This window comes from Paenibacillus sp. FSL R7-0216 (genome assembly GCF_037969915.1).
Classification (GTDB): domain Bacteria; phylum Bacillota; class Bacilli; order Paenibacillales; family Paenibacillaceae; genus Fontibacillus; species Fontibacillus rhizolycopersici.
In genome coordinates this window covers 574,529-599,486 of sequence record NZ_CP150222.1, presented here as the reverse complement: position 1 = coordinate 599,486, position 24,958 = coordinate 574,529, and the positions used below count along the sequence as shown (strand labels likewise).

The 24,958-nt window shown below is 58.4% G+C and carries 22 protein-coding genes; 5 read left to right on the top strand and 17 right to left on the bottom strand.

The genetic code is table 11. The annotated features are described in order from the left end of the window. The first annotated feature begins 33 nt into the window (after positions 1-33). Positions 34-1,104 carry an LCP family protein gene (locus MKZ15_RS02500; protein ID WP_339819567.1) on the top strand — a complete coding sequence of 357 codons (1,071 nt, stop codon included), beginning with the start codon at positions 34-36 and terminating at the stop codon, positions 1,102-1,104. After that, positions 1,097-2,392, top strand: a complete 1,296-nt coding sequence (locus MKZ15_RS02495; protein ID WP_339819565.1) for a glycosyl hydrolase family 28-related protein — start codon at positions 1,097-1,099, stop codon at positions 2,390-2,392. Before MKZ15_RS02500 ends, MKZ15_RS02495 begins: the two co-directional genes overlap by 8 nt. A gap of 595 nt (positions 2,393-2,987) precedes the next feature. Here MKZ15_RS02495 and MKZ15_RS02490 read toward each other — a convergent pair. The 14 genes from MKZ15_RS02490 to MKZ15_RS02425 all read right to left on the bottom strand — a co-directional run bounded on the left by MKZ15_RS02490 (position 2,988) and on the right by MKZ15_RS02425 (position 19,636). Then, a complete protein-coding gene (locus MKZ15_RS02490) occupies positions 2,988-4,466 on the bottom strand; it encodes a sugar transferase (protein WP_339819563.1) in 1,479 nt (492 codons plus the stop codon). Further along, positions 4,444-5,658 (bottom strand): glycosyltransferase family 4 protein, encoded by a 1,215-nt coding sequence (locus tag MKZ15_RS02485; protein ID WP_339819560.1) that lies wholly within the window; start codon positions 5,656-5,658, stop codon positions 4,444-4,446. The genes MKZ15_RS02490 and MKZ15_RS02485 overlap by 23 nt, the downstream gene beginning before the upstream one ends. After that, entirely contained in the window at positions 5,655-6,842 is a 1,188-nt protein-coding gene (locus MKZ15_RS02480; protein ID WP_339819559.1) for a glycosyltransferase, read from the bottom strand. Before MKZ15_RS02480 ends, MKZ15_RS02485 begins: the two co-directional genes overlap by 4 nt. Continuing rightward, positions 6,811-8,094, bottom strand: a complete 1,284-nt coding sequence (locus MKZ15_RS02475; protein ID WP_213623217.1) for an O-antigen ligase family protein — start codon at positions 8,092-8,094, stop codon at positions 6,811-6,813. Before MKZ15_RS02475 ends, MKZ15_RS02480 begins: the two co-directional genes overlap by 32 nt. Further along, on the bottom strand, positions 8,091-9,227 hold the full coding sequence (locus tag MKZ15_RS02470) for a glycosyltransferase (RefSeq protein ID WP_339819556.1): 1,137 nt from the start codon (positions 9,225-9,227) through the stop codon (positions 8,091-8,093). Before MKZ15_RS02470 ends, MKZ15_RS02475 begins: the two co-directional genes overlap by 4 nt. After that, positions 9,224-10,687, bottom strand: a complete 1,464-nt coding sequence (locus tag MKZ15_RS02465; RefSeq protein WP_339819553.1) for a polysaccharide deacetylase family protein — start codon at positions 10,685-10,687, stop codon at positions 9,224-9,226. The genes MKZ15_RS02470 and MKZ15_RS02465 overlap by 4 nt, the downstream gene beginning before the upstream one ends. Positions 10,688-10,691: 4 nt before the next feature. After that, on the bottom strand, positions 10,692-12,137 hold the full coding sequence (locus MKZ15_RS02460) for an oligosaccharide flippase family protein (protein ID WP_339819552.1): 1,446 nt from the start codon (positions 12,135-12,137) through the stop codon (positions 10,692-10,694). A 31-nt stretch (positions 12,138-12,168) separates the two neighbouring features. Further along, positions 12,169-13,215: a DegT/DnrJ/EryC1/StrS family aminotransferase gene (locus tag MKZ15_RS02455; protein ID WP_240908736.1), complete on the bottom strand. Its 1,047-nt coding sequence runs from the start codon at positions 13,213-13,215 to the stop codon at positions 12,169-12,171. A gap of 156 nt (positions 13,216-13,371) precedes the next feature. After that, positions 13,372-13,959 carry an acyltransferase gene (locus MKZ15_RS02450; protein WP_155606749.1) on the bottom strand — a complete coding sequence of 196 codons (588 nt, stop codon included), beginning with the start codon at positions 13,957-13,959 and terminating at the stop codon, positions 13,372-13,374. 116 nt (positions 13,960-14,075) lie between these two features. Further along, the gene (locus tag MKZ15_RS02445; RefSeq protein WP_339822260.1) at positions 14,076-15,410 is read right to left on the bottom strand and encodes a nucleotide sugar dehydrogenase; all 1,335 of its coding nucleotides are present in this window, start codon (positions 15,408-15,410) and stop codon (positions 14,076-14,078) included. Positions 15,411-15,454: 44 nt separating this feature from the next. Beyond that, positions 15,455-16,474 carry a Gfo/Idh/MocA family oxidoreductase gene (locus tag MKZ15_RS02440; RefSeq protein WP_339819548.1) on the bottom strand — a complete coding sequence of 340 codons (1,020 nt, stop codon included), beginning with the start codon at positions 16,472-16,474 and terminating at the stop codon, positions 15,455-15,457. After that, the gene (locus tag MKZ15_RS02435) at positions 16,471-17,163 is read right to left on the bottom strand and encodes a GNVR domain-containing protein (protein WP_213623211.1); all 693 of its coding nucleotides are present in this window, start codon (positions 17,161-17,163) and stop codon (positions 16,471-16,473) included. The genes MKZ15_RS02440 and MKZ15_RS02435 overlap by 4 nt, the downstream gene beginning before the upstream one ends. An 11-nt stretch (positions 17,164-17,174) precedes the next feature. Beyond that, positions 17,175-18,236 carry a polysaccharide deacetylase gene (locus tag MKZ15_RS02430; RefSeq protein WP_339819546.1) on the bottom strand — a complete coding sequence of 354 codons (1,062 nt, stop codon included), beginning with the start codon at positions 18,234-18,236 and terminating at the stop codon, positions 17,175-17,177. A gap of 125 nt (positions 18,237-18,361) precedes the next feature. Then, a complete protein-coding gene (locus MKZ15_RS02425) occupies positions 18,362-19,636 on the bottom strand; it encodes a glycosyl hydrolase family 28-related protein (RefSeq protein ID WP_339819545.1) in 1,275 nt (424 codons plus the stop codon). A gap of 169 nt (positions 19,637-19,805) precedes the next feature. On the opposite strand from MKZ15_RS02425, the gene MKZ15_RS02420 reads away from it, so the two are divergent. The 3 genes from MKZ15_RS02420 to MKZ15_RS02410 all read left to right on the top strand — a co-directional run bounded on the left by MKZ15_RS02420 (position 19,806) and on the right by MKZ15_RS02410 (position 22,449). Then, positions 19,806-20,729: a GNAT family N-acetyltransferase gene (locus tag MKZ15_RS02420; protein WP_339819543.1), complete on the top strand. Its 924-nt coding sequence runs from the start codon at positions 19,806-19,808 to the stop codon at positions 20,727-20,729. A 173-nt stretch (positions 20,730-20,902) separates the two neighbouring features. Then, positions 20,903-21,769, top strand: coding sequence for a hypothetical protein (locus MKZ15_RS02415; RefSeq protein WP_213623207.1), 867 nt, complete (start codon positions 20,903-20,905; stop codon positions 21,767-21,769). 2 nt (positions 21,770-21,771) lie between these two features. Beyond that, a complete protein-coding gene (locus tag MKZ15_RS02410) occupies positions 21,772-22,449 on the top strand; it encodes a class D sortase (protein WP_339819542.1) in 678 nt (225 codons plus the stop codon). Positions 22,450-22,475: 26 nt separating this feature from the next. Here the strand turns inward: MKZ15_RS02410 and MKZ15_RS02405 are convergent, their stop codons facing one another. The 3 genes from MKZ15_RS02405 to MKZ15_RS02395 form a co-directional block, all read right to left on the bottom strand. Next, positions 22,476-23,561, bottom strand: coding sequence for a DUF58 domain-containing protein (locus MKZ15_RS02405; protein WP_244868478.1), 1,086 nt, complete (start codon positions 23,559-23,561; stop codon positions 22,476-22,478). A gap of 3 nt (positions 23,562-23,564) precedes the next feature. Beyond that, positions 23,565-24,542, bottom strand: a complete 978-nt coding sequence (locus MKZ15_RS02400) for an AAA family ATPase (protein WP_213623205.1) — start codon at positions 24,540-24,542, stop codon at positions 23,565-23,567. Positions 24,543-24,613: 71 nt separating this feature from the next. Next, complete coding sequence (locus MKZ15_RS02395; RefSeq protein WP_339819541.1) at positions 24,614-24,952, bottom strand: thioredoxin family protein; 339 nt, start codon at positions 24,950-24,952, stop codon at positions 24,614-24,616. Between the last annotated feature and the right edge of the window lie 6 nt (positions 24,953-24,958).

Here is a 24,958-nt window from a genome sequence, read left to right as displayed (position 1 = left end):
AGCCTATTTTCGCTAGAGACGGAGTGGAACCCAATGAAAATGAAAATCCGTAAAAAAGTGGCGATACCGGTAGTTCTTCTACTCCTCGTGGCTGGCGGACTGCTGACCGCCTATTTAAAATACGAGCCGTCCCGGCATTTTCGGGAGACCGATATCCCCGTGTTGGCGACGCCGGAGCCAGTTGGCGGGAAAGGGCAGGAGGATCTGTCCGACGGATCTGTCGAGAAGTCGGAACGGTCCGGGGTAGCAAATACGGGGACGACCGTTGAAGCTGCAACGGCAAATCCCGCACAGACGGAAGAAATCCGCGGTGATCGCGGCAGCTTTAACCTGCTGCTGCTCGCCACCGATGCCCGGGCAAAGGAAGCCTCCCGCACCGACGTGCTGATGCTGGCTCACGTCAATCCGGGACAAAATAAGGTAAGCCTAGTATCGATTCCCCGGGACACCCGGGTCCACCTTCCCGGGATTGGCTTGACCAAGATCAACCATGCGCACGCCATGGCAGAAGCGGGCGGAAAAGGCGGTCACGCCGGTACCCTTGCCGCGATCCAGGCCGTCAGTAATTTATGCCGTTGCTCCCTCAACTACTACGTCAAAACGGACTTCGACGGATTCGAGCATTTCATTGATACGATCGGCGGCGTAGATGTGAAGCTAAACGCTCCCGTCAAGCTAACCTACAATTATCGGACCTTGCCTGCCGGGGAGCAGCATTGGAACGGAGAAACCACTCTCGATTTCGTCCGCGAGCGCAAATCGCTGGATGACGGCGATAACGCCCGGCAGCGAAACCAGGCGCTGGTCGTTCAGGCGATCGCCCGCAGGCTGCTCGTGCCAGACAACCTGGCCCAGCTGCCTGAGCTGATCCGACAAGTAAAAGAGGACATTTTGGATACCAATCTGACCGATGCCGATATGCTTAGCCTGGCTTGGATGGTTCGCGGCATCGATCCGGAGGAGATGTATTTCGTGCAGTTTCCGGGGAGCAGCGGCAAAGCCCATGATCCGCTGGTGAATGCCGAGCTTTATTATTGGATCCCGGATATGAAGGCCTGGTCCGAGCTTTCCCGTGAGATCTTAGGGGATGCGCCCGATGAGTAAATCGACCTCGCCTCTTCCCAACGGCCGGCTGCATCCGGGTGGAGGAGGACCTCGGGGGCTTCAGCTTCGAGTGCTGCTCCTCGTCATGTTGATTCTGGCCTTGAGCTGGGGCCTGTTGCTGCGATGGGGACCTGCCCTCCCCTTCCCTGCGCCTACCTTCAACGTGAAGGAAGCCGGCGCTAAGGGCGACGGGATTACGGACGATACCCGCGTATTTTTGCGCGTGTTGCGGCAAGCGGCGGCCACCGGCAGGGACACGACCGTCATCGTGCCCCCCGGTACGTACCTGCTCGCCTTGGACGAGCCGCTGCCGCTCCGCAGCGGCGTAACCCTCCGCGGCCTGGGCCGACCCGTCTTGAAATTCCGTGCGGTCTCCGGCGCCCGCTACGCATTCGAGGCCGTCTCGATCCAAGGGCGGAGGATCCGCATCGACGGCGTTGTGATCGACGGCGGCGCACGGCTGACCCGCGGCATCGGCGTTCACAGCGGTTCGTCAGATGTGGCCATCGTGGGCAGCACGATCCAGGACTTGAACCAGCCGGCGGAGCCGCGGCACCCGTTGTCCACCACGGTCGTCGCCGGCATTATGATCTATGGGGACACCGTCGACATCAAGATCCTCGGCTGTACGCTCACCGAGATCGCTGCGCGAGAGGCTGCTCCTGTCGCTCGGGGAATTATGACTTGGGGCGAACCCGGGCGAACGATCGCTCGCCGCGTTAACATATCGGGCAACCTCATCTCTTATATTTCCCCGCGGGAGGATGCGGACGGTATTTATTTCGATCAGCCGCCGGGCTCCTCGCCTTTGTCGGATTCCGTGATATCCAATAATATCATCCACCATGCCGCCAAACGCGGGATCAAAATCTCCGCTCCCGGCGTCGTCGTGAAGAACAACCGAATCGTCAACCCTTACTCCGGGAACAACCGCTATCTCACAACGCCTAGGGACGCGCTGCCTCAGGACATGTACGCAGCGATTTCCGTTTATGCCGGCGATGTGACCGTGTCCGGCAATATCATCGGGGGATCCGGCAGCTACTATGCCGCCATTGAGGCTGACGTCGGTGCGGCGGACGGCATCGTCATTGAGAATAACGTCATCGAAAGCGGTGTGAGCCCTCCTTTTCCCGATTCGAGCGGGATCCGCCTCGACCAGATCGGTGGCTTCCGGATCACCGGCAACGCGATAAACGGTGCAGAAACGCCCATCCGCTTATCCGACAATGCCCGCCGGGCGCTCGCCTCGGGAGCGGGGACGCTGACGGACAATATAGCAAAGTAAGTAGGGGGAGTGAAGTCGGGTTGGGTATCGTTTTGGATGGCATCTAGTATGCGTGTTGTGTGTCTGGCGGGTGCCTGGTGAGTGTCTGGCGGCTTGGTGGTGTTCGGTGAGTGCCTGGTTAGTGCCTATTGAGTTCCTGGTGAGTGTTCCTGTTAAGTGCCTGTTGAGTTGCAAGTGAAGCTTGATTAGTGACCGTTGAGTGTCTGTTGAGCTAGTTTTGTCCCTTTTGGGCTGTATCGTGCACCTGCTTGGGCTCCTTTTCCCTTCAAAATGTTGCATTATATGCAACATTTCAGACGCTAAACTGCTTAAAAACCCCAGAATGTTGACATTAGTACAACATTCTGGGGTCATTTTGCCTGTGGCGCTCTAATTTGTTGTACTTTATGCAACATTTCGGCCATTCGTCTCTAGTACCGAATAAATTGTTGCACAAAATACAACATTTCCCAGATAGGCACAGGTGGGATAAGATCCATTTAGTTTAACGCGGCCAAGGTGGAGGAATGCGTGAGGAGAACTGCGATCGCGAACTGTGGGCTGTGGACTATGGACAGCGACGTTTAACCTCCTGTTGGTGAAGGTACCAGGCAAGCTAAGATGGCGGCAAGCTTGTCGTCGATGCCATCGTTGTGGCCGTAGCCGTCCCGCTGGACGCGGATACGGGTGAAACGGCAACAGCCGTACTCAACGATGTCGCCGCCATCTCCGTCCCTCCGCCTGCCTCTACACCCTTGGCCTGCTCTCGCTGGACTACAACCCGGATCGTCTGGAACAGGATCTTCAGATCGAGCAGCAGCGAATATCTTTTGATGTACATCAGGTCGTAACGGAGCTTGTCGGAGGGCGTGGTTGCATACCCCGCCATCACTTGGGCATATCCGGTTAACCCCGGCTTCACCATCAGGCGGTAGGTGTAATGCGGCAGCTCCTCCTTGAAGCGGTTAATAAAGAACGCCCGTTCCGGCCGAGGTCCGACCAAGCTCATTTGACCCAGAAGCACGTTAAACAGCTGAGGCAGTTCATCGATACGGGTGGCGCGGATCCATTGCCCCAGCCGGGTTACCCGTGTGTCATTCCGCCCGGCCAGCACGGGTCCAGTTCCAGTTTCCGCCCCTTCCACCATGCTGCGAAACTTATACAGCGGAAACGGTTTTTCTTGCAATCCGATGCGCTCCTGCACATACAACGCCTTCCCCCGGGACGTCAGCGGGATCAGGACGAACATCACCAACATGACAGGAGACGCCATAAGCAGCAGCAGCGAGGACACCGCAAGATCTAGCAAACGCTTAAACACCCGCTCCGGCAGCGTCAACTGCGGCGGCATAAGCGAGTAAACAAGCAAATCGCCAATTTGCTGCGGTTCGGCGTCGGCCAGATAGAGCTCGTAAAAATCAGGAACGATGACCACTTCCATATTCCGTCGCCCCGCGTTCCGAGCCCACTCCGCCTTCATTTCGGGGGTGAGCCCTGGCCCGATGAGCAGCGTCTCCATCCCCTCCCACGCTTGCTCTGGCAGCGCTGCACCCATCCCGGGGCCCTCCTCGCGAACGATCCGTTCAACACGGAACCACGGCTTACCCTGCTCCAGCATAATGCGAAGCACCTCATCGTCCGGGGCCTCATTGCTGATGACAGCTAGTGTCTTTTTGCGACTAAACCCTTTGCTCTGAATATAAAACAACAGGAGGCGCAGTCCGAACGACAGCAGCAGTTGGGCCGCAAATGCGTAGAGAAGCAGGCTGGGGGTTAAACTGAACAGGTTGCTCGCATACCCAAATACGATGAGTTCCGCAGCAACAAATAACTGCGCCAGCAGTAAGTTCCACAGGAATTGCACCGGCTTCCGCCGTCCCGCCAAATCATATAGGTTAAAAAAATAATACGTCATCACCGTAAACATCCCCAGCCAAGGCGCGCTGCGGAACCGACTATCCCCCAGAACGGCGGGCGAGTGCAAATCCTCCTGCGGCAGCAGCGCGGCTGCAAGCCGGTAGCTGGCATAGATCACCAGGAGATCAAGCAGCAAGAGAACCGCCTTCATCCCGTTATTCCGATAAAGCTTGATCATAAGCTTCCCCCTCCTCCGCTTCCCCCAGGTGCGGCCGTACCCTGCGAGCTTCCGCTCGCTCCATCAACCCAAGCCCCGCATAGACCGCCGTCAAATCGCGGCGAATCCGCTCCAGATCGTACAGCCCCGCCAGCTTGCGGCTGTACTCGCCCATTCGCCTCCGCAGCCCGGCGTCCTGCTGCAGCCGCTCGAGTGCAGCGGCGGCTGCCGACACGTCCCCGACCGGCACGAGGTACCCGTTGCGGCCGGGGACAACGAGGTCGCGGCTGCCCCGTACCTCCGTCGCCACCAGCGGCTTGCCTGCGGCCAGTCCCTCCAGCAGCGCCTTGGGCAGACCCTCCCGCCTTGACAGGAGCGCTACGGCGTCGGCGGCTTGCAGCAGCTGCGGCACATCGCGGCGGTATCCGAGGAAGCGCACCGCCTGTGCTGCGCCGGACTCCGCGGCGAGCTGTCGGCAGCGCGCTTCCTCCCCACCAATTCCCGCCAGCAGCAACACGGCGGGGAGGCCCCGGCGGCGAAGCTCAGCGATGGCTCCAATCAGCTGACCCTGATTTTTGTTGCGGTTCAGCTCGGCGACGCAAAGCACGGCAAAATCGTCTGGGGCCAAGCCCAATTCGCGGCGCAGCCGCTCGCGTTCTCCGTCCTCCAAGGCCGAGTGCAGCGGCAGGTCGACGCCGACCCCAGGGACGTAAACCGATCGGCCGCGCACCGGAAAAGCAGACGCCTGTCGTTCATCCTCCCGATTGATCGTGACAAGAACATCGGTCCACCGGGACAGGAATCGCTCTAGCGGATAATACAGCAGCCGGTTACGCCAAGGAGCCCCGGCATAGAAATGAAAACCGTGCGCGGTATATACGACTTTGGGAAAGGGTTGACCCGCCAGCCGAGCGGCCAGCCGGCAGACCACACTCGCATTAGGCGTATGCACATGAATCAGGTCGTACCGCTCCCGCTTCAACCAGCCGATGAGCTCCCGCAGCGCCCGGAGGTTACCGGGAGCGAGCGGGTTACGGCTAAAGGGCAAATCTCGGCACTCGAACCCCACATGGTCCACATCCGCCCGGCCATGATCCGGGGCGGCGTAGGCATGAACCGTAAACCCGGCATCCCGGAGGTCGCTCATAAAAGGAAGGTGGAACGCCGCCAAATGGGCGTAGACCGTTGCGACATAGGCTGCTTTTCGCGTCATCCCTCATGCGCCTCCTTCGGCAGGGCCCGGGATGCCGGAAGCTTCCGGCCGGACGCCTGCTCGTAAAGCTCGATCCACTTCCCGGCGACGCGGGACATCTCATAGTTTGCCGCGGCATGCTCCCACCCGCGCTGCCCCATGGTTCCCCGCTCTTCCTGCGGCAGAGCCATGACCCGTTCCATCGCACGAGCCAGCACTACCGGATCCTCCGGCGGTACGAGGTAGCCGTTCACGCCGTCCAGCACCACCTCGGCGTTGCCGCCCACCGCAGTTGCGACAATCGGAAGTCGCCCGGCGCAGGCCTCCAACAGCACGATCGGGAGGCCTTCCCATTTGGAGGAGAGCACGAATCCGTCGGCCGCATGCAGCAGTGCCGGCATATCCGTACGGATCCCGAGGAACCGTATGCTGTTTGACAATCCCAGCTCAGCGGCCTGTCTTTCAATATGCGGACGTTCCGGCCCGATCCCGGCGATCCAGAGCATGCTATTCGGGAAGCTCCTCCGTGCGTCGGCAAAGGCGTGCAGCATGGCGGGGTAATCTTTTTCGGGAACGAAGCGTCCGGCTGCCAGCCAGATAAATGGGCTTGGACCGTCAACGGCCGGCTGACCTTCCTCCTCCCCCGTCATTCCCAGCTCGGCTCGCAGTTGCAGGCGCCCCCGCTCGTCCCCACCAAAACGGCTGAGATCGATACCGTTCTCCATCAACCGAATTTTGCGGGCCGGAGCAATCCGGCGTTCGGTATAACCGCGCACAGCTTCCCGGCTGACATTGGTCAGCAAATCGCCCAGCGGATCGGTCATTCGATACAGCAACTCCCGCCGCCAGCCTCCCTCATTTACGTTGTGGGCGGTGCAAACCAAGTAGGGGATGCGCACGAACAACCGCGTGACGCGAGCCAAAATATTCGCGTGCACCAGATGGCTGTGGACCACGTCGGGCCTCGTTCGCCGAATGATACTGGCCAAGCGAACTATGGCTCGGGGGTCCGGCACGCCCTTCTTCATGCCGAGGCTGACGACATCGACCCCTAGTTTCCCAAGCTCCTCTAAGTACGCGACCGGGGGGATCATCGTCACCAGACGGACCTCGCAGCCTCTGGCCCGTAGCTCGCGGCACAGAAGCAGCACCTGATTTTCCGCCCCCGCGTAATCAAAACCGGTGATCAAAAACAAGAGCTTCATGTTTCATTCCCACTCCTTCCTGTTGCTTTGCTGGCAGCAGCGCCAAAGCTGTCATGGCCATCACTACATATTCATAGTTGAAGCCGAAGTCCCCGCTAGCCAAGGCGTAACCGATCGACTGAACCAGCAGGATGGCCAGCACTGGCGTGCGCTGAATAGCGGCCCACAAGGAGAACAACACGGCGAACGTCCACAACGTCAGACCCGCAAATCCCCCTTCCGCGGCGATCTCCAACACCAAATTATGCGGAAAATCCCGAGCTAAAGGCGGCGTCACGCTACCTAACCCGGCGCCGAGAAACGGGGAGGACTCCAGCTTCTCTAAAGCTCTCGTCTGCAAATCTAACCGGCCGATATAATTGTCGTCGCCCTGCAGCTGGTTCCGGTCGAACAGGACCATAAACCGGCTGCTCTCCACCCAAACCGCCAGTTGCTCCGCATAAGCCGATGCGATCCCGCCTGCGATAATCAACAGGAAGAGCAAGGGCATAGCCAAGCGAGTCAACTTTCCAAGCTTACGCTCCCGAAATTTGCGAATAAACCATAGGCCGAAATACAGCGCGTTGGCGAGCAAGAATGCAGCCAGCGGTCCCCTTGACTGCGTGGCTAAAGCCGAAGCCAATGCCGCCCCCAGGGACAGTAGCCTGACCGGCAACGGAATTCGCGGAGCCCATAGACAGACCGTCGCCGTGATCAGCGAGGTTCGAGCGTTAAAAATCGGATTCCCGCCGGGAAGCGTTAATCGGCCTGGATATTCCTCGCTATACTCGCCAAGCAGTAAGTGTAAGATCGCATAAGCCATCCCCGCCAAAGCAACGACGGTCCAGGAAAATCGGCCGTACTTTCGATAGATGAGATAGACATACAACGCCGGAATCACTCCGTGCGCCAACAGAATGACTTCCTTCATGATTCCATTCGACTCCGCCGGGGCCCAAGTGAGCGAAATCAAGGCATAGGCCAGAAAAATTCCCCATAGCCAAATCCCTTGATCCCGCAACGTTTCGAGCACGATGGACGGTTTGAGCAGCAAAGCAACGCCTACGGGCAGCAGCGGTGCCCCGATTAACAGGACTAACGATTCGCCGGGAATGGCCAATTTATAGAAATAGGCAAAGAAATCAAAGTAGATGCAAAACGCAAACAGGTAGGCGGCGTCTACCTTCATTTTTAGCGACAGCAGGCATTGGAGAGTGAAAAATACAACTGTCGCAACAAGTAACGCCACCCATACTAAGCTGATCTCCGTCATGATCCGTTCCCTCTTTCCCTCTCTCCAGCAATACGCCGCATATAGGCCACACGAGCCGCCTCCTTGACGGTGATGTCCAAATGACGCACATGCTCCCGACTCACCCGCCGCCCGCGCCACTCACGGGCAAATCGCTCTATGGCGGAGAGATGGCGAATCCCGTTCTCCGGCTCTCCCGGCAGCTGAAGAAAGAACGGCACCGGCTCCGGAAAATCCGTCTCACGGTAAGCGGCGATGACCGGTAAGCCGTTAGCCAAATATTCGCGAACCTTCAGCGGCGAAGCCTCCTCCATGCCTTTTCGGTACAACGCCAGCGTGCCGATGGCGAGATCGGCACGGTCGAGCAATGTCTGATAACGATCGCGCGTCAGTTGACCGTGGAACACCATATTCGCCGGGGCCTGCAGTTTGGCTGTCTCCAACTCCGTGCGCTCCGGCCCGATGATGTCGAACCACCAGTCCGGTTTCGCCGCAGCCAACCGGGCGATCTCATCCAAACCCTGCCAAGCCTGGCCTGGCGAGCTGATGAACACGAATCGGACAGGTTCCTCGCTCGCGGAGGTGTCCGCATCCTTCCAAGCGGTCACCTCCGCAAACTGATCCAACGGGATACCGTTGCCGATGACCGCGTAACTTTTGGCGTATCGACGGAAGCCGTCGGCTTCGGCCAGCTCGCCGCTAACGAAGACGAAGCCCCCTGCAGCCGCCAGCACAAGTCGGCGTGTCAACAAGTGGTAGAAGCGGCGGAGTCTCAAGACTCCTCCTTCCAATGCCAGTTCAGCCACATCGTTCGTGTTGATCTCGAGTACGGAGGGATAATCGCGGAGCAGCCGGGGCAGAGAAGGATAAAACAAGTCGAAGCGATGGTAGATGACATCCGGATTCCAAGCCCGCACCTGGGCAGTCAACGCCTTAAAGCGAGGGGAACGGCCCAGCCAGCCGCGGTACTCCTCACGGAATACCGGCAGCCCTCCGGTTTCTGCCTCCGTCCACGCAGCAGCGGTTCCGCGGCTGAACAGAAACAACGCCGCTTCATGCCCTAACGCTTGCCAGCTAAGGGCTTGGCTGATGATTTTTTTGAACACACCGCTCTCCGGCCCTTCGTTCCAATGAATCAGATAGGCAATTTTCACGACTTCTCCCCCTTGCGGCTGTTAGGCCCCAGCAGTTCCAACACCAATCTTCGGTAAACGGATCGGTCCGACGATTTCACGAGCTGGCTGTTGTGCCATAACAGGGTGAAATCGCCGTTATATTTTCGACATTCCAGGTATAGATCGCGGATCGTTTCATAGGCTTGCTCGGGGCCTAGCCCCATATACTCCGGGTGCAGGATCGTCTGATCCATCACGATCAACGGACGCTCCCGAAGCGCCAGCTCCCGGCGGGTCTTCAGGTTAAAGATCGGGAATTCGTAGCAGACACCGCAGCGGAAGCCCGCGCGATCCGCATAGCTAAGCGTACTGTCGTAGTCCAGCCCGGCATCCTCCCAGAACTGCCATGTATCCGGCGCCCGCCACCGCAAATAATGCTGCCGCCCCCCCCACACCGCCTGGCGGATTCCATTGTCCTCTGCAATCTGTCGCAGTTTCTCATATTGTCTGCGGATGCGCACAGGGTTCAAAAACGTGTGGTAGCCTGGATGCAGTCCGATCTCATGCCCCCGTGCATGAATCTCCTGCAGGAGACGTTGAATCACAGGGTCGTCGATGGAGTAATTCCCATCCAAACCGGATTTCGCCCTATGCTCTTCGGTAATGAAAAAAAAGGCGCTGCGAAGTCCGGCTTCTTCACTTAGTTCCATCAACCAGTCAAACGTGTTGTACGGATCCCGGTCCAGCGCGCGCCGGGATCGAAGGATTATTCCGGCTTTCTTGCGGGCGGACTCAAAATCCCGACGGCGAAGGGCGTCCATCAGAATGTCGCGAATCATACGCAGCCGGCTGCGGCCATAAACGTAAAATGGATAATCCACGTCATGGCTGAGGTAGACGGATGCCTCCCGCTTCCTGCGAGCCAGTTCCGGCCAAAGCTTATGCAACAATTCCCACAACAGCTCCACATACTCGTTGACGATCGGACGATGCAAGAAGGACTCGCGACAAGCCAGAGAGCGCCGTCCCGGAAACCGGCCATGCCGGTCTCGCTCCCGAAACGCAACCTCCTCATACCTTGTCAGCATAAACAAGCCGCTGCCAAATACATCGAGACCGAGATAGAACCCTGCCTCGCCCTCTTCGCCAAGCGTCTCGAGGTAGCGGCCGGCGCGGCCCCTCTTCCCAAAGATGACCGGTAACGGTTTCTCCTCGGGTCCTTTCGCAGGCGGCGTAAACCGATCCAGCGGCTGTTTCGGTAAGGAGGCAGGAGTGAGCCACAAATGGTCGGGTGTTTGCAGCAGCACGTCCGGCATGCGGAGCCTGCGGACCGGAGCATCTCCCCGTTCCACCGTGGCTTCCGAAGTCAGTGCCAACTCGACATGTTCCCCATCTCTATATGCGATGGTATAGTCCAGACCAAGAAACTCGCCCAGGATCACGCGGTAGATGTACTCTCTCTCGGCGGCCCTTGCTGGAGGTGAATAAATCGTCAGCATCCCGTTATCCTCGCTCCTTGCCCAGTAGTGATAGCTCTGCAGAGGCTTCGGTGGAAGCTTCTGCGGAGGTGCCTATGGAGGCCTCCCCTTCGCTGTCCGCCCCTTTGTACTTCCGCACCGAATGCCACGACAGCCCCAGATGCAGCACGTATCCCAGCGTGGACGCTGCGCTGAACAGCCCGATGGCAACCTCCACCGACTGCTGCGTATACCAGGCGAAGTACAGGGAACCCAAGATCAACGCCGTGCGAATGATCTCCCGATACAAGTGCAGGTCCTGACGCTCCATGACATCGATCGTAGAGCCGACGGAGTTGGCCACAAACTGGCTCAGGTACATGATCGACAGGATGCGAATAAAGCTGCCCGACCGGGCCCACTCCTCGCCGAACAGGAAGGAGAACATATACGGGCCGACGGCTACGATGAAGAAGATGACCAATGCGCCGAACAGAAAGACGTTGCGAACCGTTTTGCGGAACAAAGGATAAAGTCTGTGGGGGTGATTGATCATGGAGTCGGCGGATTCCGCCAAATACACGTTGCGAACAGAGGTCATAATCAACGTCATCGGGGAGCCGAGAATGCGCTGGCAGAGCGCAAACCAGCCGGCTACCTGCGGACCGTAGAACGAAGCGAGCAGGATGGTTGGCACGTACAGCACAACGCTATTCAACAGACCGGCGGCCATCGACAGAAACGGAAACCTCCGGTACCGGTAGGCGCTCTCTTTCAGGTCGGCCCAATCCGAGGTGATGGCCTGGCTTTTGACATCCCGGCGCCACAGCCTCCACTGCGGCAGCAAACCGCCGAAGCGTCCGATGATGTCACCGATGATCAACCCCAGCGGGCCGAGGTTGAATAAGCTAAGCCCAATTTGCGAGGAAACCTGGCTTAGGCTTTGCGTATATTTCGTCCGTGCCAGCGGTTTGAAGTATTTTTTGCGGATCGACCAGTAGTTCAGGATTTGGTAAAACCCGGCGCCGAACAAGCTGACGATAAAGAACAGGTAATAGTGCGTCAAATAGGACTCGTGCAGCCAAGCCGACAGAGGCTCCTCTAAGATATGAATCCCGATGCCGCTGGCGATGCTGACCCCGACGCAGATGCGCAGCGACAAACTCAGCACGTTGGAGGCGGTGCGGTCATCCTCTGGCAGCGTTATGGCATTTTCGTAGGAAAAAGAGATGACCATCAGCAAAATCCCGATGATGGACAGGTACATGGAGTACGTGCCGTATTCCGTCGGCGAATAAAGACGCGTCAACACCGGCAGCGTCGCCATCACGATCACCTGGCTGATCATCGTTCCGCTGGCCAGCACGGCCACGTTCCGCAGGAACCCGTCATTCATGAGCTTCCGCAGCAGGCCGGGCAGGTTCCGGATCCGCAGCAGCTTCCCGAGTTGCCTGAGATAGCGGATGAATGGGGAGAAGAGATTCTTCATCATGTTTGGCATAGCCGTCCTTTAATAAAATAAATTAGCCCATCAGCCTGCGAAGGTGTCCCGCGATGTGTTCCTGCACGTCCGCCTCGATCTGCGGCCAAATCGGCAGGGACAGCACTTCCTGCGACAACCGTTCCGCCAGCGGAAACGTCAGGCCTCGGTCGGCATAAACGGGAAGCCGATGGACCGGCAGCGGGTAATACACGATGCTGCTGATACCGGCTTCGGCTAACCCCGCCTGGAGCGCATCCCGCTGGCCGTTCAGCACGCGCACCGTATATTGGTGGAACACCTGCTTGTTGCCGTCCGGCACCTCGCCTGGAAGCATCAACCCGGGGATGTCCCGCAGCAGATCATGATAGCGCGCCGCGGCCTGACGGCGGTCTTCGTTCCATGCCTCAATATGGGGCAGCTTGACCCGGAGGATGGCCGCCTGAATCTCATCAAGCCGGGAATTGAAGCCCACACGTTCGTTGTAGTATTTTCGCTTCGAGCCATGGGTCCGCAGCATCGCCGCAGTTTCGGCCAACCTGGAATCGTTTGTCACCAGCAAGCCGCCATCCCCATAAGCCCCAAGATTCTTCGACGGAAAAAAGGAATAACAGCCCATCTCCCCAATCGTTCCGATCTTCCGTCCCCCTGCTTCGGCGCCAAACGCCTGGGCCGCATCCTCAATCACGATCAACCCCCGGCGGCTGGCCAGGTCCATCAACCGCTCCATGTCCAGCGGACGGCCGAACAGGTGCACGGGGATAACCGCCTTCGTGCGCGTCGTTAACGCCGCCTCCAGGCTGTCCAGATCTAGGTTGTACGTCAACGGATCGACCTCGGCAAAAACCGGCTCCGCCCCCACCCGACTGATGGCTTCCGCCGTGGCGAAGAACGTGAACGGCGTCGTAATTACCTCGTCGCCAGGCCCGATTCCAGCCGCCAGCAAAGCGATGACCAGCGCGTCTGTGCCGGAATTCAACGCAATCGCATGTTTGGTTCCCAGGTATTCGGCGGCTTCCTGCTCCAATTGTTTGACCTGGTTGCCCATAATGAACGCCGCTTCGTCCAGCACACTTTCGATGGCCTGCATCACCTGCGGCTTAAGCTCCGCAACCTCCCGCTTCAGATCCAGCAGGGGAATCGCCGACTGCGGTTTTCCTGCGGCCGTCGCCGTTCCCGAATCCGTCAGATTACCGACCGTGCTGTCTGTTTGTTGTCCTCCGATACGTAATGGTTCCATGCCCGCTCACCCTTCCTTAATAATCGCCACGGCGTCCTGCTCCAGCCGGTATTCCCGCCCGCAATCGCCGCACCGTCCTGCCCCGCCGCTAAAGCCCAGCGTCTTGCCGCAGCGGCACACCCAGCCAATGCGCCGACCGGGTACTCCGGCGATTAGCGCATAAGGCTGCACATCACGGGTGACGACAGCCCCGGCTGCGACCAAAGCCCACTCCCCGATCGTTACCCCGCATACGATGGTAGCGTTCGCTCCGATCGATGCGCCGCGCCCGACCCGCGTCCTGAGATAATCCTCGCTGCGGTTGCGAGGAAACGCCGCACGTGGTGTCCGCACATTGGTAAAGACCATGCTTGGCCCGCAAAACACCTCGTCCTCCAAAATGACGCCTTCGTAAACGGAGACGTTGTTTTGGATTTTGACTCCGTTGCCGATGCTGACGCGGTCTGCGATGTAGACATTCTGCCCCAGACTGCACCGGCTACCGACGACCGCGCCGGACGACACGTGGGCGAAATGCCACACTTTCGTCCCTTCCCCAACCTGTGCCCCCGGGTCGACAACCGCGGTTTCATGAATATATCCGTATCCGTTCATGTGATTAACTCCTCATAAGGTTAATGGGTGAGTCTCCGCGCCAAACCGCCTATTGATGTAATAGTAAGCGTTCTGTAACTGAACCCTCCGACAGCACCAAGCCAGGCGAGCGAACACTACAGCAAGTAATACCGCTCCGGCTTCGCCTGGTTCTTCATGGCGTTCCGGGTATCGAGCAGACAGCGGCTGGTGCGGCCGATCAGCTCATAGTCAAAGCCCGAATGATCGGTCGCGATCACCGCGATATCGGCCTCCCGCAAGCGCTGCTCGGTCAGTTCCTCGCACGTATAGGTGAGGCCATGGTGCTTGAACTCCGCGATATGGGTGTCACTGGTCCATACGGTAGCGCCCCGCTCCTCCAGCAGCTCGATCATCTTCAGCACCGGCGATTCGCGGTAATCGTCGATGTCCTTTTTGTACGCGACGCCCAGCAAATAGACGGTCGAGCCGCTCAGCGATTTGCGATCCCCGTTTAAGATGTCGCCGATCCGCCGCACGACGAACTCGGGCATCGCATTGTTGATCTCCCCCGCCAACTCGATCAATCGGGTATGGTATCCGTACTCCCGCGCTTTCCACGTCAGGTAAAACGGATCGACGGGGATGCAATGTCCGCCCAGCCCCGGGCCCGGATAAAAAGCCATAAATCCATAGGGCTTGGACTTCGCCGCTTCGATCACTTCCCACACGTTGATTCCCATCCGGCTGCAGAGAACAGCCATCTCATTCGCCAAAGCGATGTTGATATGGCGGAAGGTGTTCTCGTAAATCTTCTCCATTTCCGCGACAGCCGGGCTGGATACGACGTGCACATCACCGTTCAGGACCTGCCGGTACAACGCTTCGGCTACCTCCGAGCATGCAGGCGTGACGCCGCCGACGACCTTGGGCGTATTCTTTGTGTTGTAGGTTTTGTTGCCGGGGTCCACCCGTTCCGGGGAATACGCCAGGAAAAAATCCACCCCGCACCGAAGTCCCGTCGCCTCGAGGATGGGCTTCACCAGCTCCTCCGTCGTCCCGGGGTATGTGGTGCTTTCCAGCACGACCAGCATGCCCGGATGCAGAAAACGAGCGATCTCCCGCGTGGAATTCTCCACGTAGCTCGTATCCGGCTGCTGATAAATATCCAGCGGGGTCGGTACGCAGATCGCTACGGCGTCCACTTCCTGCAAAAACGCATACTCGGCGGTGGCCAGCAGCCGCCCGTCTTCCACCATCCCGCGCAAGTCCTCGTCTACGACATCACCTATGTAGTTGTGACCGCGGTTCAGCATTTCGATTTTCCGGCTCTGCACGTCAAAGCCGATGACCCGATAGCCCGCTTTCGCTTTCTCGACCGCCAGGGGCAGACCGACATACCCCAACCCAATCACACCGATTACCGCGGTTTTGTCCCTTAGCTTACGCAGCAGTTCGGCTTGCCCGTTCCCGGAATTCTTCGTATTCTCCATCCAACTGCTTTGCATCCCGCTATGCATCAGCTATCGCCTCCTTCCTATCTAAAGGTATGGGCAGGTTCACCGCTGCCCCCGCCGGTCATGTCCAGGGCTAGTTTCACGGCGCGAATGCCGTCCTCCAGCGAGATCTCCGGTTCCCGGTCTTCCCGAACAGCCCGGACCAAGTCAGCAATGATACACTGGTGACCCGGCACGCCGTAAGGATCCTCGTCCACCCTGCGGATCAACGCCTCCGTCTCTTCCCGTGACATTGAAGCGCATACCCAATGCCGGATCCAATTAGCCGTCTTGCCGCCGATCACGGCGTAGCCTTCCTCCCCGAACACGGAGATGCTTTCCTCGAGGTTATGCCCGTACACCGTGGTGGCGGCTTCGATCACGCCCAGCGCGCCGCTGTCCAGCCGGATCGCCGCGATCGCCACATCCTCCGCTTCGATCTGCTTCAGCCGTGTGGCTGTCAGCGACTTCACCTCTGCAACCGGGCCGAACAACCATTGCAGCAAGTCCAGGCCATGAATCGCCTGATTCAGCAGAACACCGCCGTCCATTGCCTTCGTTCCCCGCCAGGCCGCCTGATCGTAATAGGCTTGGCTGCGGTTCCAGCGAACGGTCATGTTCACGTGGCTCAGCTTGCCGAACCGCTGCTCTGCCAGCGCCGCCTGAAGCACTCTCATCGCCGGTCGATACCGATTCGGATGTACGACCGTTGCTTTGACGCCGCTGAAGCGAACGGCTTGCCGCAGCTGCTCCGCCTCCGTCAGGTCCAGCGTCACCGGCTTCTCCAGCACGAGATGCTTGCCCGCCCGGAGCGCCTCCAGCGCCAGTGCCCCGTGCAACCCGCTGGGCGCGCAGATGCATACCGCGTCAATGTCCGGCTGCTGCGCCAGCATGGTGCCGAGGTCCGGATAAGACGCGGCCGGCGTGATCGCTCGCAGCTCCTCCAAACGGGCCGGATTCGGATCGCACATAGCCACTAGTCTAGCGCCTTCCGTTTTTTCGATCGCGTCGATATGCTTGTAAGCAATATGCCCGCAGCCCGCGATGGCGAAATTCATCATTTGACCGCCCTCCCTTTATATTTCTTCTCCATCCGGACCAGGGCGTCTCCAAGCTCCGAATAGTCATCCGGCAGGTGCCGACGAGCCTGTCGGCTTTTTTTGTTGCGCATATGGCGGGCATCCAGAATCAGCGCCAAGCTCAGTCCCGCAAACAAACCCACGAAGCTGGCGAGCGCGAGATTCAACGCCTTGCGCGGGCTGACCGGCGTCTTCGTCTCCTCCAGACTGGCGTAATCGAGAATGGAAACATTGGCTCCTTCCACGATTTCTTTGGATTTGGCGATAAACGTTTCGGCGAAGGCGTTGGCGATGGCTACCGCCTGCTTAGGCTCGTCTCCTGTATATGACAACAGGATTACCAGCGTGCCCGGATCGGTGCGGACTTTGATCTTTTTCAGCATTTGGATGACCGTGTCAGGGGTGGATACCTTCTTTTTGACCTCGGCGGCGACATAACGGCTTTGAATGGTATCCTCATAGGTTTTGGTCAGCATTTGGCTGGCCAGAAACTCATTGTACGTACTCGATTCCGGATTCGAGGCGATATTGGCGACCAGACTTACATTCGCGCGGTAGGAGGGAGTCACCACTTCATTCAGAAGAATAGCCAGTCCGACGCAAGCCGCCAATACGATGATAAATGCCAGAAAATGCCGCCGGACGGCGTTCCACACGGCTACCATATCCATGATTGTTCACCTCATTCGATTAATGCCTGCAAGCTCCGGTTCTCTGTAAATTCCACAGGTTCATCCGGGATAGCCATTGCCGCTTTCTCCGCTCCCGCCAGAACCCGTTCCCCAAGCTCTTCCATGTTTAGGCTGATCATCCCGTACTGTTCGGATAAAAGGCGGTAGTGTTTCACTACGGCTTCCAACGATCTGAACGTCTCATCTTCTGCCGCGTTGTAGGGATGAAGCCAGAGATGATACACCTGTCCCTGCCGGGCGGCATGGGTCATACTGTCCTTGATCCTCTTGATTCGAAGGGGCTCCAGCCGCCTAAGCGGTCCTGGCGGTGTCCGGAAGAAGAAGCTTGCCGGCAGATCGATCGGCAGTCTAGGCGAAATCGAATCCACCGGGTATGTGTGATGCCCGGTCAGGTTCATGTAGCTGTCGCCGAGCCTGAGTGCCCGGCGCAGAAAGTGATCGGAAACCGAATATCCCGCCCTGTATAGCGAGTGGCGTGGATTTCCCCGGTAGGTCTTGAAACCGAGTTCCGGGAGTTTGCGCATGTACTGACTGCGCAGCTGGTTGCGCGGGAGCACTAGGCTTTGGAGGTGAATCCCTCTTTTCTCCGCTACAGCTACGGCAGCCTGCAGGTCGCTGTAAAACTCGTCGACAGTCTGTCCTTTCTCCATACAGTAGAAATGCGAAAACGTATGCGAGCCAATCGCTTGGCCCGGGGTTCGGCGGATATGCTCGATCAGCGTTGGAGCAAAGAAGTAAGGATCTTCTGCCTCACCCTCCCCAACAGATCCGGCTTCGATCTCACCGTAAGGCGAAAGCCTATTGTCGGCGTAACTAGGCCTAAGTGCCGGCAGACCGGCCAGCAGTTCGTGACGATCCGCAAAAAACAGCATTCCCACCGTCGCCCAAGTTGCATGGACGCCGGACTCCCGGAACAACTCTAGCACGTCGGAAATCCGTTCCCTCTCTCGCAACCATTTCGTTCCATACTCCGCCTTGGTATAAAGATCGCGGACTCCCCAATAGAGCTCGAAATCGAGCGAAACGACTAAGATTCCCGCTTCCTCCGCCAATTTTGACTCACCTCTTTTCGGGCCAAGCTGTGGTATCTACCGTTCTACCAAGTTGGTTGCTATATAGTCTTATATTCCGCGTCCTGCCAATTTAGTAGCCCGATTTATAAAATTCACCTTACGTTTTATTGAACCACCACGTTTTGATTGGTCGTCGAGGAGGTCTTCACCTTGAAAGAGGCAGCGGTAATTCGGTTCCCCGTACAGAGGAGATTCCTTTGCGAGTACCCGCGCAGATACGTCGTCAGGTCGATCCCGCCGCCCTTCGGCATGCGGATCACGTTGTTTTCGATTCGCCCATTCTCGGCGTTTTGCCAAGTCCAAATCCCTCGCTCGCCGTTTTGCAGCTCATTGCCCCCGATGACGAAATCGCGAATATTCCCGAGGCGAATCGCCGTCGTTCCTTTGATCTCACTTTGGCTCCCCATGGTGATGGCATTGCCTTGAATGGTCACATTCTCAACGACCGGCCCAGCCCCGACTTCGATCGCGGCATAGAAGCTGCCCCTGCCGGCAATTTGGTTTCCCTCTACTTCGCTATCTCCCCCGTAGATGCTGATCGCCGCATACATGTCCGGAGCCAATCGGCCTTTTTCCACGCCCATATAGAAGTTGTTGCTCAAATAAGGATTGTTGATCGTATTGCCGCGCACAGCGACCCCTTTCGCAAACACCTTGACCGCCCGTTTGGCGCAATAATCGAAGCGGTTTCCGACGATTTGACTACCGACTGGGGTACCGCGATTCTCTTCCATGGCCGGGTCCTCGTAATAAATGCCGTCGCCATCGTCCGCCGGCCCGATATGGTGAATGCTGCAGCCGATGATCGATACCTTTTGTGCGGCCCGCTCCTTGCTCCCCCAGGTTGTTGTGACGTAAATTCCTCGGGCGACAAGACCGGCTCCGCCTCCGTTTCGAGCGATGACGTCCGCAATCTCTGCGCCCTGGATGGCAATCGACTCTGTGTTGCCGAGTACGACGATGCCGGACACAACCCCCGCATAATAATCGCTGCGCCGGTCACTGCTATGCGTGGCCCCCTGTACGAGCAACCCTTGAACCGTAACTCGTGCGCTACCCCCGGCGATCGTCAGCACCCGGTTCACCCGCCGATTGCCATCAAGGACAAGGCCGGTCAACAGAGTGTCTTTGCCCGTCACCCGCATAAGTTCCCACCCAAAGCCGCTGGACCCCGCGCGAATGATCGAGGTACGTCCGTCTCCCTTGAGCGTGGTATTGCCCCCAACCCTCAACGTTTTGGCCGGATTGACCAGGTAAACTCCCTTGGGAAAATAAACGGTATCTCCGGTTGACGCCGCCTGGTTCAGCGCTTTCTGAATCGCCGCGGTATCGTCTGTAACTCCGTTCCCCTTCGCCCCGAAATTCGTTACTGTTATCATGGTCTTCCCTCCTATGCATTCGTTTGATTATATATAATGCCAAGTCTCTCCGAAGGGAGCGGCTGATGGCCATGTTGGTCCCGCCCGCCTCCACGCATATTCGTATGGACAAGATCATAGGCTGGCAGTAAGGCACGGTATGCCTTAAAAAGAAACCAGAGGTAATCCTATGGACAATCGCGATGTATTGGAAAAATGGGCGGAATTTCACGTCCGCAAATGGGGCTGCAGCGCACGCCTAACCCATTGGGAAGCCCCAAATTCGGCTGCGCGGGCGGAGGGACTGTTGTTCTTCAACCGAAAAGGCCACTTGTATTTGCCGCCGTTGAACCCTTACCACCCCTTTGCCTTCTACCCGACCCCGACAGACAAGCCTTACAAGCTGACTCGCCAATGGCACGAAGCAGCCAAAGCGATGATTCCGGATTTGCTGAAGGCGCAGCGTAGCGCAAGCTTCGTACTTCCTCCTGAGATTGCCGACATCCGCCCTTTCTTGTGGAGCGGTTTTAAAGCTGAGGTGAAGTACACGTATATCGTGAAGCTCCCCTACACCCTCGATCAGGCCAGTACGGAGATCCGCGCGAAAATCAAAAAGGCGACCGCCGCTGGCTACCGGACGGCGGTGACGCGGGACATGGGCGAGGTGCATCAGTGCTTGCAGGGCACGGAGTCGCGGCAAGGCTTCAGCCACCAGCTTACCCTGCAGGATCTTGAGCGGGTCCAGGACCTGCTTGGGGATCAAGCTTTTCGCGCCTATGTCTGCTATGCGCCAAGCGGAGAGCCGGTCAGCGCCAGCGTTGTGGTTGTATTAGACGGCCGGCGCGCATTCGGGTGGATCGCTGCCAGCAAGACGGAACATTTGAACCGCGGCGTGGTTCAGCAATCGCAAAGCTTCGCCCTGCAGGATTTATCGGATGCCGGCTTCGCCGAATTCGATTTCGCCGGGGCCAATCTCCCGACCGTCGCATACTCCAAGACCAACTGGGGCGGCCAGGTCACGCCCTACTATCTCGTCCGCCCTCCGGGAGTTAAGGAAATTCTTAGAGCAGGGCGCGATTGGGTACGGTTTGTTCGAGGAACCCGGTCCCGCTGAGAGATGAAACGTTCGCCCGATTTTCCCCCTTCCCATTTATTGAAATTTATATATAATAGACATAAGTATTAGTTCGTTATAACGAACGTACCAGCGAATGACACTGACCTTCCATCATTATCAGTCTGCTGCAAGCTAGGAGGGCCGAGTTTTAAGGGAAAGGATGGGATCATTTGAAGAGGGTGAGGGTTCGGGGCTACCGCAAATATGCCATGGCTGTGTACGCCGCTTCCATCCTGGCTGGGGTCGTGTGGCATGCAGGACAGGCCAGCGCCGCAGACCAAATCAAACTGCGGATCGGAACGGAGTTAAGCAGTGAGCTGCCGATGAGCAATTTAAAGCCCGGGGACCGGGTAGAGCGCACGTTTACGGTCGCCAATGACGGCACCGTCGCTTTCGATTACAAGGTGCGTACGCGCTTCGTCACGGGGGACACGGAGTTCTTCGATGTTCTGCAGTTAACGGTGAAGGACGGAGACACCGTCATTTATGACGGCGCGCTGCATCTGGAGCAACAGGATATCGCCCTGGGACGCCTTGCGGCGGGCGGGGAGAACGAGCTGGATTTAAGCGTGGTATTTCCGGAAGAGGCCGGTAACGAGTATCAAGGCAAATCGGCGACGATCGCATTCAGCTTCTCCGCTTATGCCGAGGAGCCTTCGAACGGCGGAGGCGGAGGTTCGAATCCTCCAGGCGAGGGGCCTTCCCAGCCGAATAATCCAACTCCGGTGGACGGCGGTAATCCTCCAGGCAACCCTGAGGTGAAGCCGGATTTACCAGGCGGGCAACCTCCGGAGAATCCCTCCGCGGACAATCCCGATTCCACCACGCCAGAGCAGCCGGAAGACCCCGCTCTCCCGCCGCAGGAGCAAACCCAAACGCCGACGGAACCGGGACCAGGGCCGGGGCCGGGCGACAGCGGCTCGGGTATGATGGAAGAGCTGCCACAAACAGCGAATCCGTGGTTTAACCTGATTCTGATCAGTTTGTTCGCCACGGTCGGAACCGGAATGTTCCTACGCAAATCCGGACGGGGATAAACATGCGGCGCAAACGTTCGTTACTGCGAATGGCCGCATGGCTGGTGTTTTCCATTTCCTTGGTTGTTTTGGCCTACTCTACGTACCAAGCAGTCAGTGCCCCGCTGGAGGCACAGCAAGCCCTGCGGCAATGGGATGAGCTTCAGCGGGAAACAGAGGGTGGCAACGCGGCGCGGACAACGGACGAAAACCCGCTTTCCCCGGCGTTAGTCGGAAATCTTCGGCAGACGGGCGGCGATGGAAGTTCGGCAACGCCTGCCCGAACGGCGGCGGAAGGCGAACTTCTCGGCGAGATCGCCTTCCCCTCCCTTGATCAGCGCTATGCGATCTTAGAGGGGACGGGGAGCGAACCGCTTAAACTGGGGGCCGGACATTATACCGGCAGCCCGCTCCCCGGTGAAGACGGCAACAGCGTGCTCGCCGGACACCGGGATACCGTTTTTCGCAATCTGGGTAAGTTGAAAGCGGGCGATCGGATTGAGGTGGAAACGACCTCCGGACGTTACACCTATGAGGTGACGGGGCGGAGAATCGTCGACGAGAGCGATGCCGATGCGGTCCAGTCCTCCGCCGAGCCGCTGCTCACACTGATTACCTGTTACCCGTTCACCTATGTCGGGCCAGCTCCAGAACGGTTGCTGCTTACGGCAAAATTAATAGAAAAAGCTCCGGATTCCTAACCGGCGCTTTTTCCATGTCTATCGAGTTAATCTGCGGGAATCTCCATCCATTCCACGCCGTTGCCGTTTTGTCGCAGCAGCTCGGCGGTTTCCGCCAGCTTCTCACCCTGGTGGCAGGAGATGATCAGGTAGTCGGTATCGGTCGCCCCTGCCTCGATTTCTATCTCCAGCATCCGAATCATCGAGGCGGTTCTGTCCAGCACCATCCGAGCCATGGTTTCAAGCAACAACGTAAGCTGATCAGAGGAAGTATGCGGCTCGATGCGGATGGGCTCATTTGGGCCGTCGGCCAAACGCGCATTGCTGGCAAATCCCGCTGCCAGGCCGCTGCGCAGCGCATGTTCAGCCACGGTCGCGGCATAACGGATCCCCATCTCGATACGCTCCGGTTCGATGACCGTTCTCCACATCGAATCGCTGGTCTCCAGGTTCAGGTAGATCATCAGCCGATGGTCGGCTGTATAATCGCGTTTATGTACCTGCAACTCGCCTGTACGAGCGGTCGCTTTCCAGTTGATGTTGCCTAGCGGGTCACCGGCCCGGTATTCGCGAATGCCCGCCGTCAGGAACGGATCCTCTATGATCCAGCGCCGTACGGGCAGCTCCCCCAGCCAGCTGTGGTTCGGCAGCGGCAGCTCCTGCAACTCCAGAATCCGCGGGTACACCAGCAGTTCTAAATCCAGGGGGAACCGCTTGACCTCAGCATTCAGCCCCAGCGGATCGCCCGTCGTCATCGTAGCCGACTCTAGCCGGTATTGTCCCCGGCGTGAGCAAGTCACCTCGTGGCGCCGGGTAATTTGTCGGTAGGACCGCAAGTAAAACAAGCTGCTGTGGTTCTGATAGATTTCCCCGGCATGGATATTTAGATTGCTCTGCCGCCCGAACGTCAGGCCTGCGGCGATGCTCGACTCGAGGCGCAGCCACGGCAGCGGCAGCAGCTTGGCGTTGGCGATGACCTCGACCATTTCGACGGTATCCCCTTCGAACACCGCCCGCTCGGTGAAATAACGTCGATAGCTTATGCCTTTAAGCGCCCGCCTGCGATACACGAACGCCAGCAGCAAGATAATCAGCACGGCGCTGACAAGTAGCCATGGTAGCTGCATCGACATTGGTTAGTCCCCCTGTCTCCCCTTTGCCGCAAGCACGGTCTCCGCCGGCACCTCCACCTGCTCGAGTGCCTGGCGAACCACCTCGGCGCCAGGCTGGTCTGCGCCGCGCAACCCGTGGCGCAAGAGCAGCCGATGCGCAAGAACCGGCGCAGCCACCGTCTTGATATCGTCCGGCGTCACATAATCGCGGCCGTGCAGCAGCGCAAATCCTTGCGAGGCGCGCAGCAAGCTCATGCTCGCCCGCGGGCTCGCCCCCAACTTAACCTCCGGATGCTTGCGGGTCGCCTCGGTGATCGCCACGATATAAGCGAGCAGGTCTTCCTCCACGCGGACGGATTGCGCGAACCGCTGCGCCTCCGCCACCTCCGCGGCGGAGGCGGCTGGACGAAGCTCCGTTAGCGGCTGGCGTTCCTTAAAGCGCCGTAGAATGGCTACCCCCTCATCGGACGTCGGGTACCCCATGGCGATCCGCATCAGGAAGCGATCCAATTGGGCTTCCGGCAGCGGGAACGTCCCCTGCTGATCGACCGGATTTTGCGTTGCCATAACGAAAAACGGGGCCGCAAGCGTATGCGTGACTCCGTCGATCGTCACCTGCCGCTCCTCCATGCACTCCAGCAAGCTGGACTGCGTTCGCGGTGTCGCCCGGTTAATCTCGTCGGCCAGCAGCACGTGGGTGAACACCGGCCCGGAGCGGAACTCAAATTCGCCGGTCTTTTGATTATAGAAATTAATGCCGCTCAAGTCCGATGGCAGCAAGTCCGGCGTAAACTGAATCCGCTTGAATTCGCCGCCGAGCGATTTGGCCAACGCCTTGGCTAACAGCGTTTTCCCGGTACCCGGCACGTCCTCCAGCAGCACATGCCCGTTCCCGAGCAAGGCGGCGAGCAGCAGATCAACCACGTCCTCCTTCCCAACCACCACCTCACTGATATTGCGGCGAATCCGCCCGATGATCTCTACCGCTTCCCGTAGTTCCATAGTAAAACCACCTTTATCGCAAAATTAAGAGTCCGTTGTTACCGCTTTCCTTTTACTATTGACCAAAGCGATCAGGCCCGAAGCCACTCACTTAAGTCCACCACCGAACGCATGGCGTATTCCTGTCGGACCGGCACGCCGTCTTGCAGCACGACCAGACAGGGGACGCTGGCAATCTGCCACCGCTCCCGCAGCTTCGGGGTATAGTTGATGTTCAGCTTGGATACTGGAATGCAGGGGCCGGATGCCAGGACGATCTCCAGCATCTTTTCCGCCAACTGGCAAGTCCCGCAGAGAGCCGTTACGAACAATAAAGCCTCTCTGCCGCTTGCCTTCTCCGCATTCTCTGTCTCCACCATCTTCTCCGTTTGCATCAGCCATTCCTGCTCAGTGATTTCGCGTAGGGGCACGGGCTC